The organism is Pseudomonas sp. 09C 129 (assembly GCF_002843625.1).
Classification (GTDB): Bacteria; Pseudomonadota; Gammaproteobacteria; order Pseudomonadales; family Pseudomonadaceae; genus Aquipseudomonas; species Aquipseudomonas chlororaphis.
On the sequence record NZ_CP025261.1, the window covers coordinates 6435621 to 6450897 of the forward strand.

12 protein-coding genes are annotated in these 15277 nt (G+C 65.5%); 3 read left to right on the top strand and 9 right to left on the bottom strand.

Going from position 1 to position 15277, the window contains the following annotated elements; translation table 11 throughout:
• Positions 1–33: 33 nt before the first annotated feature.
• Positions 34–1233, bottom strand: coding sequence for a benzoate/H(+) symporter BenE family transporter (locus tag CXQ81_RS28745; RefSeq protein WP_101339194.1), 1200 nt, complete (start codon positions 1231–1233; stop codon positions 34–36).
• A gap of 134 nt (positions 1234–1367) precedes the next feature.
• Between CXQ81_RS28745 and CXQ81_RS28750 the strand changes: the two genes are divergently transcribed.
• The gene (locus CXQ81_RS28750) at positions 1368–2855 is read left to right on the top strand and encodes a PLP-dependent aminotransferase family protein (RefSeq protein WP_101339195.1); all 1488 of its coding nucleotides are present in this window, start codon (positions 1368–1370) and stop codon (positions 2853–2855) included.
• 4 nt (positions 2856–2859) lie between these two features.
• On the opposite strand, the gene CXQ81_RS28755 is transcribed toward CXQ81_RS28750, so the two are convergent.
• Positions 2860–3537 (bottom strand): TetR/AcrR family transcriptional regulator, encoded by a 678-nt coding sequence (locus tag CXQ81_RS28755; RefSeq protein ID WP_101339196.1) that lies wholly within the window; start codon positions 3535–3537, stop codon positions 2860–2862.
• A 104-nt stretch (positions 3538–3641) separates the two neighbouring features.
• Complete coding sequence (gene quiC / locus CXQ81_RS28760; RefSeq protein ID WP_101339197.1) at positions 3642–5549, bottom strand: 3-dehydroshikimate dehydratase QuiC; 1908 nt, start codon at positions 5547–5549, stop codon at positions 3642–3644.
• Between the two features lie 646 nt (positions 5550–6195).
• On the opposite strand from quiC, the gene CXQ81_RS28765 reads away from it, so the two are divergent.
• On the top strand, positions 6196–7533 hold the full coding sequence (locus tag CXQ81_RS28765; protein WP_101339198.1) for an MFS transporter: 1338 nt from the start codon (positions 6196–6198) through the stop codon (positions 7531–7533).
• 91 nt (positions 7534–7624) lie between these two features.
• Here CXQ81_RS28765 and CXQ81_RS28770 read toward each other — a convergent pair whose 3' ends face one another.
• The 4 genes from CXQ81_RS28770 to CXQ81_RS28785 form a co-directional block, all read right to left on the bottom strand.
• Entirely contained in the window at positions 7625–8503 is an 879-nt protein-coding gene (locus tag CXQ81_RS28770) for a DMT family transporter (RefSeq protein ID WP_101339199.1), read from the bottom strand.
• Between the two features lie 123 nt (positions 8504–8626).
• A complete protein-coding gene (locus CXQ81_RS28775) occupies positions 8627–9442 on the bottom strand; it encodes a sugar phosphate isomerase/epimerase (protein ID WP_101339200.1) in 816 nt (271 codons plus the stop codon).
• Between the two features lie 2 nt (positions 9443–9444).
• A complete protein-coding gene (locus CXQ81_RS28780) occupies positions 9445–10500 on the bottom strand; it encodes a Gfo/Idh/MocA family protein (RefSeq protein WP_101339201.1) in 1056 nt (351 codons plus the stop codon).
• 500 nt (positions 10501–11000) lie between these two features.
• The gene (locus CXQ81_RS28785) at positions 11001–11777 is read right to left on the bottom strand and encodes an IclR family transcriptional regulator (RefSeq protein WP_007928890.1); all 777 of its coding nucleotides are present in this window, start codon (positions 11775–11777) and stop codon (positions 11001–11003) included.
• A 209-nt stretch (positions 11778–11986) separates the two neighbouring features.
• Here CXQ81_RS28785 and CXQ81_RS28790 point away from each other — a divergent pair, with 209 nt between their 5' ends.
• Positions 11987–13714, top strand: a complete 1728-nt coding sequence (locus CXQ81_RS28790; RefSeq protein WP_101339202.1) for an FAD-dependent oxidoreductase — start codon at positions 11987–11989, stop codon at positions 13712–13714.
• A 174-nt stretch (positions 13715–13888) separates the two neighbouring features.
• On the opposite strand, the gene pcaG is transcribed toward CXQ81_RS28790, so the two are convergent.
• Together pcaG and pcaH are read right to left on the bottom strand one after the other, a co-directional pair.
• The gene (pcaG, locus tag CXQ81_RS28795) at positions 13889–14494 is read right to left on the bottom strand and encodes a protocatechuate 3,4-dioxygenase subunit alpha (RefSeq protein WP_101339203.1); all 606 of its coding nucleotides are present in this window, start codon (positions 14492–14494) and stop codon (positions 13889–13891) included.
• A 10-nt stretch (positions 14495–14504) separates the two neighbouring features.
• Entirely contained in the window at positions 14505–15224 is a 720-nt protein-coding gene (gene pcaH, locus CXQ81_RS28800; RefSeq protein WP_007928900.1) for a protocatechuate 3,4-dioxygenase subunit beta, read from the bottom strand.
• Positions 15225–15277 lie beyond the last annotated feature (53 nt).

Genomic DNA, 15277 nt, shown 5'->3' on the forward strand with positions numbered 1-15277 from the left:
TCTCGGCACACTCCCCGCGGCCATACATGGCGACTAGGCGCGCTCATGACGACCGGCTGGCCGCAGCCGTCCGTGCATCACGCCGTGCGCCAGCAATCCCGCCAGCAAGCCCCAGAATGCGCCGCCCAACCCGAACAAGGTGATATTGGCGGCGGTCGCCAGGAAGGTGATCAAGGCGGTTTCCCGGCCACTCGGCTCGACCAGCGCGGTGGCGAGGCTGCCGCCGATCGCCCCCAGCAGGGCCAGGCCCGCCAGGGTGGTGATAAAGGTCGCCGGCAGGACCACGAACAGCGCCGCCAGGGTGCTGCCGAAGATCCCCACCAGCAGGTAGAACACCCCACACGCGAGCCCGGCCAGATAACGCTTGGCCGGTTCTTCATGCGCCTCCTTGCCCGTGCAGATGGCGGCGGTAATGGCGGCGACGTTGAATGCATGGGAACCGAACGGCGCCATCAACAAGGAGCCCAGGCCGGTCGCCGTGAGAATCGGATTGGCACTGGTCTTGAACCCATCGTTGCGCAGCACCAGCATGCCGGGCATGTACTGGCCGGTCAGGGTGATCAGGAACAACGGCAGGGCCACGCTCAGCAGCGCATTCAGCGAGAACACCGGCACGGTCGGCAGCGGCAGGGCCGGCTTGAGTTCGAGGCTGGCGAAACTGACCTGCCCCAACCCGAGCAACAGCACGATGCCAATCAGCAACACCCCGACAATCGCATAACGCGCGGTAAAGCGCCGTAGCAGCACATAGCTGAGCAGCAGCGCGCCCACCAGCAAAGGATCGACCCCAGCGCCGTCGAAAGCGCCAATCCCGAAGCGCAACAGAATACCCGCCAACAGGCCCGCCGCGATCCCCGGCGGGATCAGCTTCACCACTCGCTCGAAATAACCCGACATGCCCAGCACCACGAAGCCGACAGCCGACAGCATGAAGGCGCCGATCATTTCCGGGTAAGGCGTGCTCGGCAGTACCGCGATCAGGAAGGCCGCGCCCGGTGTCGACCAGGCGGTAATGATCGGCTCGCGGTAGCGATAACTCAGCCAGGCGCCGGTCAGGCCGACGCCGATCGAGATCGACCAGATCCACGAAGCGGTCTGCTCCGGGCTCAGCCCGGCCGCCTTGGCCCCCTGGAAAACCAGAATGAAGGTTCCCCCGTAATTGACGATGACCGAGATCAGCGCGGCAACGCTTGGATGCAGCAGGTCAGCGATTCTGATGCTGGCGGTTTTCATCGGGGCAACCCTCTGGCTGTGTTGGCAAGGCGAGGGAGTATCCGCAGGTAATGGCCTGTATAAAATATCCACTTTCAATCAATATCCCAGACCACTTTTCCAGCTGCCGCCGACCGGCAATCCACAGGCCCCCGATGAAAACCCGCAAAACCGCCTATCCCATCTGGAACCGTCTGCAACTGGCCAAGGACGGCCACTTGTCCTTGCGCGAGCAATTGCTGCTGTTCCTGCGCAAAGGCATCGCCGACGGCAGCGTCAAGGCCGGGATCCGCCTGCCGGCTTCACGCGTGCTGGCGACACAATTGGGGCTATCGCGCATGACCGTGACCGAGGCCTATGGGCAGTTGATCGCCGAGGGTTTCCTGGAAGCCCGGACAGGTTCGGGGACCTACGTCATGGCACGGATCGCCGAGCAAACGGCCTCGCCGCCCGCCCGGACAGAGGCCCCCGTCGGCTCCACCCGGGCCCGGGCGCTGACGGGGACCGACTCGATGTCCGTGGCCCGGGCCGCCTGGCCGCTGACCCCGGGCCTGCCGGCGCTGGACGCCTTTCCCTATGCGCTGTGGGGGCGCCTGGAAGGCCGCTTCTGGCGACGCCGGCCACTTCCCGACCTGTCCTACGGCGACCCGCAGGGTTTCCTGCCATTGCGCGAAGCCCTGGCGGCGTACCTCGGCGCGGCACGCGGAGTGGTGTGCCAGGCCAGTCACATCGTGATTACTCCCGGTGCCCAGGCGGCGGTGTCGATTGCCACCCTGGCGCTCACCGACCTGGGAGAGCGGGTCTGGGTCGAAAACCCCGGCTACGATGCGGCCTACCGCAGCGTGCTGCTGGCCGGTGTGCAGGCCGTGGGCGTTCCGGTGGATGCAGAAGGCCTGGATGTACAGGCCGGCCGCCGGCTCGCGCCCGATGCGCGGCTGGCGCTGGTATCACCTTCGCACCAGTATCCCCTGGGGGTCGGCATGAGCCTGGCGCGACGCCTGGCCTTGCTGCAATGGGCCCACGATGCCGATGCCTTCATCCTCGAAGACGATTACGACAGCGAGTTCCGCTACGGCGGCGCGCCAACACCGGCGCTCAAGGCCCTGGACGGCCATCAGGGGCGGGTCATTTATGTCGGGACCTTGAGCAAGCTGCTGGCGCCGGGCCTGCGCCTGGGCTTTCTGGTCGCCCCCGAGGCGGTGGTGGAGGTGTTGCGCAACGTGCGCAATGGCAGCGGCCACCGCGTGCCTTTGTCGCTCCAGGCGACGGCGGCGGAGTTCATCGGCAATGGCCACCTCGGCAGCCATATCCGTCGTAGCCAGGCGGTTTATGCGCAGCGTCGCGCCGCCTTGCTGGCGGCCATTCACAACGCCGGCAGCGAGCGCATGACGGTAGCCAGCAGCGCCAGCGGATTGCACCTGCTCGCCGAATTGCCCGATGGGCTCGACGACCAGGCGATCGCGGCCGCCGCCCATGCCCGGAAAATCGGCGTCGCGCCGCTGTCAGGTTTTTTCGTGGGTGCCCAGGGCGGATCACGCCCGGGCTTGCTGATGGGCTTTGGCAATACCCGGGCGGAGTCGATGCCGGATGCGGTTGAAACCTTGTGCCGGCTGATCGATCGACAGCGGGGTTCAACCCTCTAGGCGATCAGGCCTGCAAGTAACGCAGCACCGACTCGCAGATCATCTCGCGGTGGCGCTGCTTGATCGCTTCGTCGGGCAGGTCGATCTGGAAGATCTCGCCGAACGTGTGGCGGTTGGACACACGGTAGAAGCAGAACGAACTGATCAGCAAATGCACGTCCAGTGGGTCCAGGTCGGCGCGGAACACGCCCTCGTCGGCCCCGCGCCGGAGGATCTCGCCCAGGGCATGCAGGATGGTGTTGTTCATCGCCTTGATCGCTTCGGAGCGCTTCACGTATTCGGCGTTATGGATGTTCTCGATGCTGACGATGCGCACGAAATCGACGTTGCGGTCGTGGTGATCGAAGGTGAACTCCACCAGCCGACGAATCGCCTCGCGCGGCGCCAGCTCCGCCAGGTGCAGGCGGCTTTCGGTGTTGCGGATATCGCCGTAGAGCTTCTCCAGCACCTCGACGTACAGCTGCTCCTTGCTGCCGAAGTAGTAATAGATCATGCGCTTGGAGGTGTGGATGCGCTCGGCGATGGCATCCACCCGAGCACCGGACAGGCCCTGCTGCACGAACTCCACAATGGCTTCTTGCAGAATGTTCTCGCGGGTCTTTTCCGGGTTGTTCTTGCGACTCTTGCGTGGCTCGATCACGGGCTGCTCGGGCGCTACGGAGAGTTCTGTGGTCATTGTCATTCTGGGGCTCACGGCCATCGCTGCACACGCGGGCGATTATGGGCCGCCTCGCGCAGCGAAGGAAAGCAGGACGGCGGCCCTTTGCCGCCGCCGTTACGAAACTCCTACAACTTCGCGTGCCGCACCCCGCCACTGCGCGACTTGGCCATGGCCGCCAGGCGTACCGCGACGTTCGCCGCGCCATAACCGACATAGCCATTCTTGCGCTGGATGATCTCGAAGAAGAAGCGCCCCTCGAACGGCTCGGTGTAGACATGGAACAGCTCGCCACCCTGGGCGTCACGGTCGTAGAGCACGTTGTAGTAAGCCAGCTCGCTGAGGAACTCGTCGTCGAAATCGAAGCGCGCGGCCAGGTCGTCGTAGTAGTTGAGCGGGATGTCCAGCAGCGGCACGCCCGCCTCCTTGGCCCGGCTGACTTCGGCAAAGATATCGTCGCAATCGAAGGCGATGTGATGCACGCCCGAGCCGCCGTAACTGGACAGCGCATGGGAGATCGCGGTCTTGCGGTTCTCGGAAATGTTCAGCGGCAAACGAATGGTGCTGCAACGGCTGCGCAGCGCCCGGCTCTTCACCAGGCCGTAGGGGTCGGGCAGCACCACTTCGTCGTCGGCGGTGAAATCCAGCAGGCTCTTGTAGAACAGCACCCAGCTGTCGAGGTTGTCGGCCGGCAACGCCATGGCCATGTGGTCGATGCGCTTGAGGCCGCCCTTGGTCACCACGCCGGGGAGCATATTGAAATCGGTGTCGTACAGGTTCCCGCCCTGCTCCTGGTCCACCAGGTAGATCAGGCTGCCATCCAGCTCGCGCACGGCGGCCAGTTCCAGTTCGTTGGGGCCCACCAGCCCGCGGTACGGCTGGCCCTTGTAGGCCACCGCGCGCTCTAGCGCCTTGGCGCTGTCCTTGACCCGGATCGCCGTGGCGCACACCGAGGGGCCGTGGGCCTCGAAGAAGCTGTGGGCAAAGGAATAAGGCTCGGAATTGAGGATCAGGTTGATATCGCCCTGGCGCATCAGGCTGACATTCTTCGAGCGGTGCTGGCCGGCCCTGGCGAACCCCAGGCGTTCCAGCCAGCCGCCAAGCTTGGCGCCCAGCGCTTCGTCCACGGCGAACTCGAGAAACTCGGTGCCGCCATATTCACTGGCCGGCGGCGGCGCGAACAGCGTATCGATATTGGCCACCGGCGTGGCTTCCTGCGCCAGGCGCTGGCGGGTTTTCTCCTCGAGGTACAGCAGCGAGCGCAGGCCGTCCGCGGCGTTGGCCCGGGGTGGCGCGGCGCGGAAACCGTCGTTGAAGATCTCCAGGGACAAAGGCCCGGTGTAGCCGCTCTTGATGATCGGCGCGAGGAACCCCGGCAAGTCGAAATCGCCCTGCCCCGGGAAGCAGCGAAAATGCCGGCTCCACTCCAGCACGTCCATGGCCAGGATCGGCGCGTCGGCCATCTGCACGAAGAAGATCTTGTCCCCGGGAATCTCGGCGATCGCCGCCGGGTCGCCCTTGAGCGACAAGGTGTGGAAGCTGTCGAGCAGCACGCCCAGGCTCGGATGGTCGGCCTCGCGAACGATGTCCCAGACCTGTTGATAAGTATTGACGTGCCGGCCCCAGGCCAGGGCTTCGTAGCCGATCCGCAGGCCACGGCTACCGGCGCGCTCGGCCAGCAGGCGCAGGTCGTCCACCAGGATCTGCCGGTCGCCGACGCTGTCGGCCGCGGCATTGCTGCACACCAGCACCAGGTCGGTGCCCAGTTCCTGCATCAGGTCGAACTTGCGCTCGGCGCGTTCCAGGTTGCGTTGCAGGCGGTCGCGGCGGCAGCCTTCGAAATCGCGAAAAGGCTGGAACAGGGTGATGGCGATGCCCAGGTCCGCGCACATCTGGCGGATTTCCCGAGGGCTGCCGTCGTAGTAGAGCAGGTCGTTCTCGAAAATCTCCACACCGTCGAAACCAGCGGCGGCAATGGCTTCGAGTTTTTCCGGCAGGGTACCGCTCAAGGAGACGGTGGCAATGGAACGCTGCATGTTTCAACTCCCGGTAATGACCACAGATCGGGCGCCGTGCCTGTGGCCGCTGCCGCAGGTCCTCCAGCGCACTGAAGATCCCGCGCCCGCTTCGCGGGCGATCGCAGCCTGCGGCAGCGGCTACAGGTACGTTTGTTATTGGATGGGGCGGATTATTGAGCCGGGCAGTACAGACAGCAATTCAAAGTGTACGAACCAGTTAGTTTTTCGTGCGATTATCGAACAAAATGGCCATTGGCGAATTGACGATTTTTCGTCCGCTGCGCACCATCGGCAACACATTGAGCCGGCACCGAACCGCCGGCTTCAATCACCCAAGACCCAGAACACACCATAAAAATTTCAAAAATCGGGTACCCCCTCATGCTTGCACTCAACGCCACACCTCTCTGCCTGGCCCTTCGGCCCTCACCCGGCCACGCCTCCAACAGCCGCCTTCAGACGGACGCACTACGGCCCCTGGGCTGACCATGCCCGCACGCTGACCAACCCGCTTTCCACCGCCGCGCCCGACGCGCGTCGACCAAAGCACTCAGCCGATCGATCATCGAGTTCACCCGCGGCCCGTCCGCATAGCCGACAATCGATCACGCGCCCTTGAGTCCCGACGAGTTGTCCCTCGTCAGTCATTGAACGGATGGCACACATGATTCCTTCTCAAAGCTCCCGCATGGCCCCGAGCCTCGGCACCGCCTCCGGCGGCATCGGCGACAAGATCCGCGGCGCCATGGCGGTCGGCAAGACCCGCTGGGGCATGCTCGCCCTGGTGTTCTTCGCCACCACCCTGAACTACATCGACCGCGCCGCCCTGGGTGTGATGCAGCCGATCCTGGCCAAGGAAATGAGCTGGACGGCGATGGACTACGCCAACATCAACTTCTGGTTCCAGGTCGGCTACGCCGTCGGTTTCGTCCTGCAAGGACGGTTGATCGACCGGGTCGGCGTCAAGCGCGTGTTCTTCTTCGCCGTGCTGTTGTGGAGCCTGGCCACCGGCGCTCACGGCCTGGCCACTTCGGCCGCGGGCTTCATGGTCTGCCGCTTTATCCTCGGGCTGACCGAGGCCGCCAACTACCCGGCCTGCGTGAAGACCACGCGCCTGTGGTTCCCGGCCGGCGAACGCGCCGTGGCCACCGGCATCTTCAACGCCGGGACCAACGTCGGCGCCATGTTCACGCCGATGCTGCTGCCGTTGATCCTGCACGCCTGGGGCTGGCAGGCGGCATTCCTGTGCATGGCTGCGCTGGGCGGCATCTGGCTGCTGTTCTGGGGCCTGAAGTACTTCAACCCGGAAGATCACCCGAGCGTCAAACAGTCCGAGCTCGAGTACATCCAGAAAGAAGTCGAACCGGAGCAGGCCCGCGTGCCTTTCTCGCGCATCCTGCGCATGCGCGGCACCTGGGCTTTCGCCCTGGCCTACGCGATCACCGCGCCGGTGTTCTGGTTCTACCTGTACTGGCTGCCGCCGTTCCTCAACCAGCAGTACAACCTGGGCATCAACGTGACCCAGATGGGCATCCCGCTGATCATCATCTACCTGACCGCCGACTTCGGCAGCGTCGGCGGCGGCATCCTCTCGTCGTTCCTGATCGGCCGCGGGGTCAACCCGATCAAGGCGCGCCTGATGTCCATGCTGCTGTTCGCCTGCTGCATCGTCGGCGTGGTCATGGCCGCCGGGGCCAGCAACCTGTGGCTGGCGGTGTTCGCCATCTCCCTGGCCATCGGCGCGCACCAGGCCTGGACCGCCAACATCTGGAGCCTGGTGATGGACTACACGCCCAAGCACATGATGAGCACGGTGTTCGGTTTCGGCGGCATGTGCGCGGCCATCGGCGGCATGTTCATGACCCAGCTGGTGGGCCATATCCTGACCGTCACCAACAACAACTACACCGTGCTGTTCACCCTGATCCCGGCGATGTACTTCATTGCCCTGACCTGGATGTACTTCATGGCCCCCCGCAAGATTCCAAAAGTAGAAGACTGACGCTTTCCTCTCGCAGGCCCGGTTCCGGGCCTGCTTTTTTCTCCCCCCTTCTCTCAGTCGATATCGACTGTCCTCCCACTGCTAACGCCACTCAGCGCCGCCGCTGTTGCCAGGCAGCCGCCAGGCCGCTGAGGCAGATCACCGTGATGCCCAGCTGGGTGATCGGCTGTGGTGTATGGCTGAACAACAGCCAGCCCAGCAATCCGGCGAAGACGATCTGGCAATAGCCGAACGGCGCCAACAGCGCCGGCGCCGCATGGCGGAAGGCCTGGGTCAGGAACAGGTGGGCGGTCATGCCGCAGGCCCCCAGCGCCAGCATCAACACACCATGGACAAAGCCCGGCACCTGCCAGAAGAACGGCACCAGCGCGCTCATCACCAGGGGGTTGCACAGGCCGGCGAAGAAGTTGCTGGTGGTCGGGCTGTCGTGCTCGGCGAGCTTGCGGGTCAGCAGTTGGTAAAAACAGAAAAACAGTGCCGAGCAGAAAGGCAGCAGCACCGCCGGGGTGAACAGGTCGCCACCCGGGTGAACGATGATCAGCACCCCGATAAAACCGCAGATCACCGCCAGCCACTGGCCCTTCGTGACCCGCTCGCCCAGCAGCGGCACCGAGAGCGCGGTGACCAGCACCGGCGCCAGGAAGTTGACCGCCGTGGCTTCCGCCAGCGGGATAAACAGCAGCGCCGAGGTGAACAGCAGGCTGGTGCCGAGCAGGCACAAGGCCCGCGCCAGTTGCAGCAACGGCCGCTTGGTGCGCAACACCCGCAGGCCCGATTGCGGCAGGAAGATCCCGGCCATCAGCAGGGTATGAACCAGGTAGCGGGCCCAGACCACCATCACGATCGGATAGAACCCCGAAAGGTATTTCGACAAGGCGTCGTGACTGGCGAACAGGAAGGTCGCCACGACGACCAACAGGATGCCCTTGAAGGGCTGGTTGACACCGGAAAGGGGTGTGCTGAGGGTCATCCGCGGGGTCTCTCAAGATAGGGTTTGTTTGTAGAAACAGCTTCGCGGGCAAGCCTCGCTCCTACAGACGCGGCGTCCGTAGGAGCGAGGCTTGCCCGCGATTGGGGTCATACGGGCTACCAACTAGAGCCGCGCCAACAACGCCCGGGTCTTGTCCAGGGCCATCTGCGCCCGCTCCAGGGCACCGACGCCCTGTTCGAGCAATTTCACCGTGGGGATCTCCAGGCTCAACGGCAGGTTGGCCGGCAGACAATGCAGGAGCCCCGCCAGGTCGCAATCGCCATCCCCGGGGAAACGCCGCTCGTTGCGGGCCTGGCGCAGGATCTCCTGCATATCGTCCGGTCGCAGGCCAGCCACGTCGCACAGCTGGGCATAACGCAGCCGTGACGGCGCGACCTTTGCCAAGTCCTCCAGGCGCGAGGCCGAGCGATCGAAGTGGAATGCATCCACCAGCACGCCGGCGTTGTCGCGGCCGGCGTTCTCTACCACCCGCACCGCCTGCTCCAGGTTGCGTGCATCGGTCCAGGGCATGAACTCCAGGTGCGGGTGCAGGCCGTAGATCGACGCCAGGTCGCACAGTTCGGCGAAGCGCTCGGTCATGCGCCCCTCGTCGGGGTCGTTGCCGGCCACCAGCAGCTCGCTGGCGCCGAACTCGGCGCCGACCGCCAGCACCGCCTCGAAATCCGCGACCCGGGTGTGCGGCTTGAGGCGCAGGATCTCCACATCCAGCACGCCGACACCGGTGTCGCGCAGGCGGCTCAGGGTCTGTCGGCGCAGATCGGCATCGGCCACCAGGGCAAAGTGATGCTCCTGCGGCGTCGCCGGCACCAGGCGCAAACCGACATGGCTGTAACCGGCACGGGCCGCCACCTCGACCATCTGCGGCGGTGAAATTTCCAGCACCGTGAGGCTGGCCAGGGACAGAATACGTTCGCTCATGCTCATCCCTCGATCGACGCCGGGGCACAGGCCCGACCGGTCGCCGCCGCTTCGCGGATCGCCTCGATCAGCGCCAGGGTCCGCGCCGCATCGGCCACGCTGACCAGCGGCTCGACCTCGCGCCGCGCCACTTTGACGAAATGCTGCAACTGCAGGCGCAGGGCCTCGGCGGCGGTGAAAGGTTCCTCGACCGCCAGCAACGGCTGATGCCAGCCGGCGCCGGCCTCGGCGTACTGCCAGCGCTTGAGCTGCGGAATGCTCAGGGCGCCAGCGGTGCCAGCCAGCAGGTAGCACGGCTGGTCGGCCTGGCGCGGGTATACCGGGTTTTCGCCGGAATCCAGCTCCCAGCTCCAGGGCGCCGCCACGGCGTCGGAACCGGTCAGGCTGCCCAGGGCACCGTTGGCGAATTGCAGCAGGACGGCGGCGCAATCCTCGTTGGCAAAACCACGCACCGCGTTGCTGGTGACGGCCTGCACCTGATGCACCTCGCCGCACAGATGACGCAGCAGGTCGAGGTCGTGAATCAGGTTGGTCAGCAGCATCCCGGCCCCGGGTTCGCGGCGCCAGGGAATCTCGAAATAGCTGTCGGGCTTCTGCAACTGCCAGAGCGCGGTGACCGTGGTCAGCCGGCCCAATGCCCCGCACCGCACCAGCGCATGGGCGCGAACGATCAGCGGATTGTGGCGCCGGTGATGGCCCACCAGCACCGGAACACCGCTGCTTTTCACCGCGGCCACCAGTTCGCGCGCTTCATCCAGGTGCACGCCGACCGGTTTCTCCAGCAGCACCGGCACCCCGGCCGCCAGGCAATCCAGGGCGGTGCCGACATGCAGGTTGTTCGGGTTGGCGACTATCACGGCGTCGGGGCGGGCCTGTTCGAGCATCTGTCGAGGGTCGGAGTAATACGCCACCTGCCACTGCGCAGCGATCCCGGCGGCTAGCGGGCCGGGGTCGGCCACGGCGCAGAGCCTGGCCTCGGTCAGGGTCTTGAGGTGCTGGTAATGCTGCTGGCCCATATTGCCGGCGCCGATCAGGGCAATGCGCAAAGGCGAGTGCAAGGCGGGATCCTCTTGTGATTGTTATGGGAACGTGAGATTTCAAATATTTAGAACTCGGTTCCACTTTCACACAAGAGCAAAACGAAATAGTGTCCGATCAGCGAACAGCTTTAAGGCTTGAGATCGGGAAGGCCCTGCGACCAGCGTGGCGCGGGCTTATCGCAGGCTGCGCCAGCGGTTACAGAACACGAGGAAACCCTGTAGCCGCTGCCGAGCCCCGCGAGGCTGCTATCGGGCGCGCAGCGGCCGTAAAACAGGCGACCGCATTCAGCCTGTCCCACCGCAGAGGCTGGTTTTGCGGCTCCTGCGGAGCCGATCGCAGGCTGCGCCAGCGGCTACAGAAAACGAGGAAACCCTGTAGCCGCTGCCGAGCCCCGCGAGGCTGCTATCGGGCGCGCAGCGGCCGTAAAACAGGCGACCGCATTCAGCCTGTCCCACCGCAGAGGCTGGTTTTGCAGCTCCTGCGGAGCCGATCGCAGGCTGCGCCAGCGGCTACAGGGTCAGCTGAAGAGTTCGGAGGCCTGGCTGGCGGCCGAGAGTTCGTCGGTGAACTTCAACAGCAGCGGCGCCAGTTCATGCAGGCGCGCCAGCGGCATGCGCGCGCTGGGGCCGGCGATGCTCAGCACTCCAACCACCCGGCCGTCGACCGGATGACGCACCACCGCGGCCACCGCCGAGGTGCCCACCGCCGAACTTTCCTCGACCCAGGCGTAGCCCTGTTCCCGGGCCAGGCGCAGGCGTTCGAGCAGTTCGATGTTCGAGCGCGGCGCGTTCGGGCCCAGGTCCGCGGGGATCTCGGCGGCCTGGCGCTCCACCAGCGATAACGCCTCGGCATCGCTCAGGCAGGCCAGCCAGGCATGCCCGGAAGCGGTATAGAACAACGGCGCCTCGCGGCCCATGTCGGGGTCGTAGCGCAACCCGGAACGGGCGCCCTGGGACTTGGCGATCCAGGTCTGGCGCTCGTCCTCGATCACCCCGAGGCGCACCAGCTCGCCGGTTTCCTGGGCCAGCCGGTCGAGCACCGGCTGGACGATATCCGCGCCGCTGCTGGACAGGTAGCGAAAGCCCATGGCCACCAGCTTGGTCGACAGGTGATAGCGCAGGTTGTCCGGGTTCTGGCGCACGTAGCCCAGGCGGATCAGCTCCGCCAACAGCCGGTGGGTGGCGCTTTTGGGGATGCCCAGCTGCTCGGCCAGGGTCTGCATCGGCAGGCCGCGAGGGTCGCTGGTAAGACTTTCCAGAACGCTGAAGACGCGCTCGATTTGACTGCCGGCCATGGTCGGGTCCAGACGAAATTTGGCCGATTCTAGTGACAACCGGCGCAATGGGAAACACACCGCGGCCTCGTTCGATAACCGCCCATAAAAACCTCGGCACGGCGCAGATGATCCTGCCCTCGCCTTGCTGCCGACTATTCGACTCCGTATATTTTTTGGAATCAAGTTCCAAAAACAATAATCGTTCGTTTAGCGGAGTTGCTTCTTCCATGCCTGCCACCGCCTCCCTGCACCACCCCGATATCGATTGCGACGTGCTGGTCGTCGGCTCCGGCGCCGCCGGCCTTTCGGCGGCCGTGACCGCGGCCTGGCATGGCCTGAAGGTCATAGTGGTGGAGAAAGACCCGGTGTTCGGCGGTGCCACCGCCTGGTCCGGCGGCTGGGCCTGGGTGCCGTGCAACCCGCTGGCGCGACGGGCCGGCATAGTCGAGGACGTGGAACTGCCGCGCACCTACCTGAAACATGAACTGGGCGAACGCTACCGGCCAGCAATGATCGACGCCTTCCTCGAAGCCGGCCCGCGCATGGTGTCGTTCTTCGAGCGCCATACCGCACTGCAATTCGCCGACGGCAACGCCATCGCCGATATCAACGGCGATACGCCGGGCGCCGGCACCGGCGGACGCTCGGTGATCGCCGCGCCCTACGATGGGCGCGAGGTCGGCACGCTGCTCAAGCGCCTGCGCAAGACGATGCGCGAAACCTCGTTCATCGGCATGCCGATCATGGCCGGCGCCGACCTGACGGCCTTCCTCAACCTGAGTCGCTCGCTGCCGGCGGCCTGGCACGTGAGCAAACGCGTCGCTCGCCACCTGCGCGACCTCATCACCCATCGCCGCGCCCTGCAACTGGTCAACGGTGTGGCGCTGGTGGCGCGCCTGGCCAAGTCGGCGCAGGACCTTGGCGTACTGCTCTGGGAATCGGCGCCGGTCACCGAATTGCTGCGTGACGGCGACGCGGTGACCGGGGCGATTGTCAGCAGCGCCACCCGGGGGCCCATTCGTATCCGCGCCCGCAAAGCGGTGGTGCTGGCGGCCGGTGGCTTCGCCAACGACATCGAGCGGCGCAAGGCGCTGTTCCCACGCACGCCCACCGGCCACGAGCATCTGGCCCTGCCGCCGTTGGCGGTCTCGGGCGACGGCTTGCGCCTGGGGGAAAGCGTCGGTGCCCGGGTCGATACCGACATGGAATCCCCCGTGGCCTGGGCCCCGGTCTCCGCGGTGCCCTACCAGGACGGCAGCCGCGGACATTTCCCGCACATCATCGAACGCGGCAAGCCGGGAGTCATCGGCGTCTTGCGCAACGGCCAGCGCTTCGTCAACGAAGCCGACGGTTACTACGACTATGTGCGAGCGATGGTCGCGGCGGCGCCCGAGAGCGAAGAAGTGGCGTCGTGGCTGATCTGCAGCCACGGCTTCCAGCGCCGCTATGGCCTGGGCATCTCCCGGCCCTTCCCGGTGCCGCTGGCGCCCTTTATCCGCAGTGGCTACCTGAAGCGTGGCGCGAGCATCGAGGAGCTGGCCCAGGCCTGCGGCATCGATGCGGACGGCTTGCGCGCCACCCTGGCGGAATACAACCGGCATGCCCGACAAGGCCAGGACCCGCTGTTCGGCCGGGGCTCGACGCCCTACAACCGCAAGCAGGGCGACCCGCGCCAGCAACCCAACCCGTGCGTGGCGCCCATCGAACAGGGGCCGTTCTACGCGGTGAAAGTCCAGCCGGGCTGCTTCGGCACGTTCGCCGGGCTCAAGGTCAACCCCCACGCCCAGGTGCTCGACGGCCAGGGCCAGGCCATCGCCGGCCTGTATGCCGCCGGCAGCGACATGGCCAGCATCATGGGCGGCCACTACCCCGCCGGCGGTATCAATCTCGGCCCGGCGCTGACCTTCGGCTACATCGCCGGGCGGCACATCGCGGGCGCCAGCGCTTACGAATAAGCCAGCAATCACCCTCGAAGAGAGCGTGGTTATTGAGATCGCTTGAAGGCCCTGCGGACCTTATCGCAGGCTGCGCCAGCGGCTACAGAAAGCACGGAATCCCTGTAGCCGCTGCCGAAGCCCGCGAGGCTGCGATCGGCTCCGCAGGAGACGCCCGCGGTTACGGATGGCCAATCAGAAATCGAAGAACACCGTCTCCTCTTCCCCCTGGATGCGGATATCGAAGCGGTACGCCCGCTGCCCATCCACGTCACAGGGATGCGCCAGCAGGGTGTCGCGCCGCTGCGGCTGCTCGATCAGGTTCAGCACCGGGCAGGCGGCGTTGGCTTCCGGCTCGTCGGCGAAATACAGGCGGGTATGCAGGTGGATGTTGATCCCCCGGGCGAACAGCGCCACGTTGATGTGCGGCGCCATCGGCACCCCAGCGGCGTTGTTCACCACGCCCGGCTTGACCGTGTGCAGCATCCACTCGCCGGCATCGAAGGTGGTGGCCGTGCGCCCGAAGCTGTTGAAGGCTTTCTCCGAATCGAACACAGGGTCGTAGACGCCCTCGTGGTTGGCTTGCCAGAACTCGAGGAACGAGTCGCGCACCAGATGGCCGTTACCGTCATACACATGGCCGATCAGCAGGATCTTTTCCCCCTGGGCGTCGGGCCCGGCCATCCGGTTCCAGATCTCGTCGCTGCGGGTCGGGTTGCCCGCGGCGGCCAGCGCCAGGCCGATGTGCACATAAGGGCCGGCTGTTTGCGAAGGGGTTTCAGGCAGCAATTGGATAGGCATGGCGGGCTCCTCAGCAATTCTCGAAGTGGGTCTTGCGCTGGCCGCGCAACACGATGTCGAAGCGATAGGCCAGGCAGTCCATCGGGTTGGCGCTGCTCATGTCCAGCCGCGCGATCAGGCTCTGCACCGCGTCCGGGTTGGCGATCGACTTGACGATCGGACACAGCGGGATCAGCGGGTCGCCCTCGAAATACAGCTGGGTGATCAACCGCGTGGCGATCGACGGCCCGCTGATGGAGAAGTGGATATGCGCCGGGCGCCAGTCGTTCGGGCCGTTGCGCCACGGGTAAGGGCCGGGCTTGATGGTGCGGAAGCTGTAGTAGCCGTCGCGGTCGGTCAGGGCCCGGCCGACACCGCCGAAGTTCGGGTCCAGGGGCGCCAGGTAGCGGTCGTTCTTGTGCCGATAGCGACCACCGGCGTTGGCTTGCCACATCTCCACCAGAGTGTGGGGAATCGGCTGGCCGTACTGATCGCAGACCCGGCCGGCGACGATGATCCGCTCGCCCACCGGCAAGCCGCCGTTATTGAAGTTGAGCAGCAGGTCGTTGTCGAAACGCCCGGTCTTCAGATGGGAGAAATCGGGGCCACTGGTTTCGCTCAGCGATTGCGGAATGCTCACCAGCGCCTGGCGTGGCGAACGGGCCACGGAGGTCTTGTAGTCGGGGGTCAGGGCCTTGGGATGCCAATTACGGTCACGGATAACGAAACGACTGCTGTCTGCATCGGACATGTCGGTCTCCTGTTGTTTGATTTATGGAGCGCAGCCCACGCAGTTTCAAACAA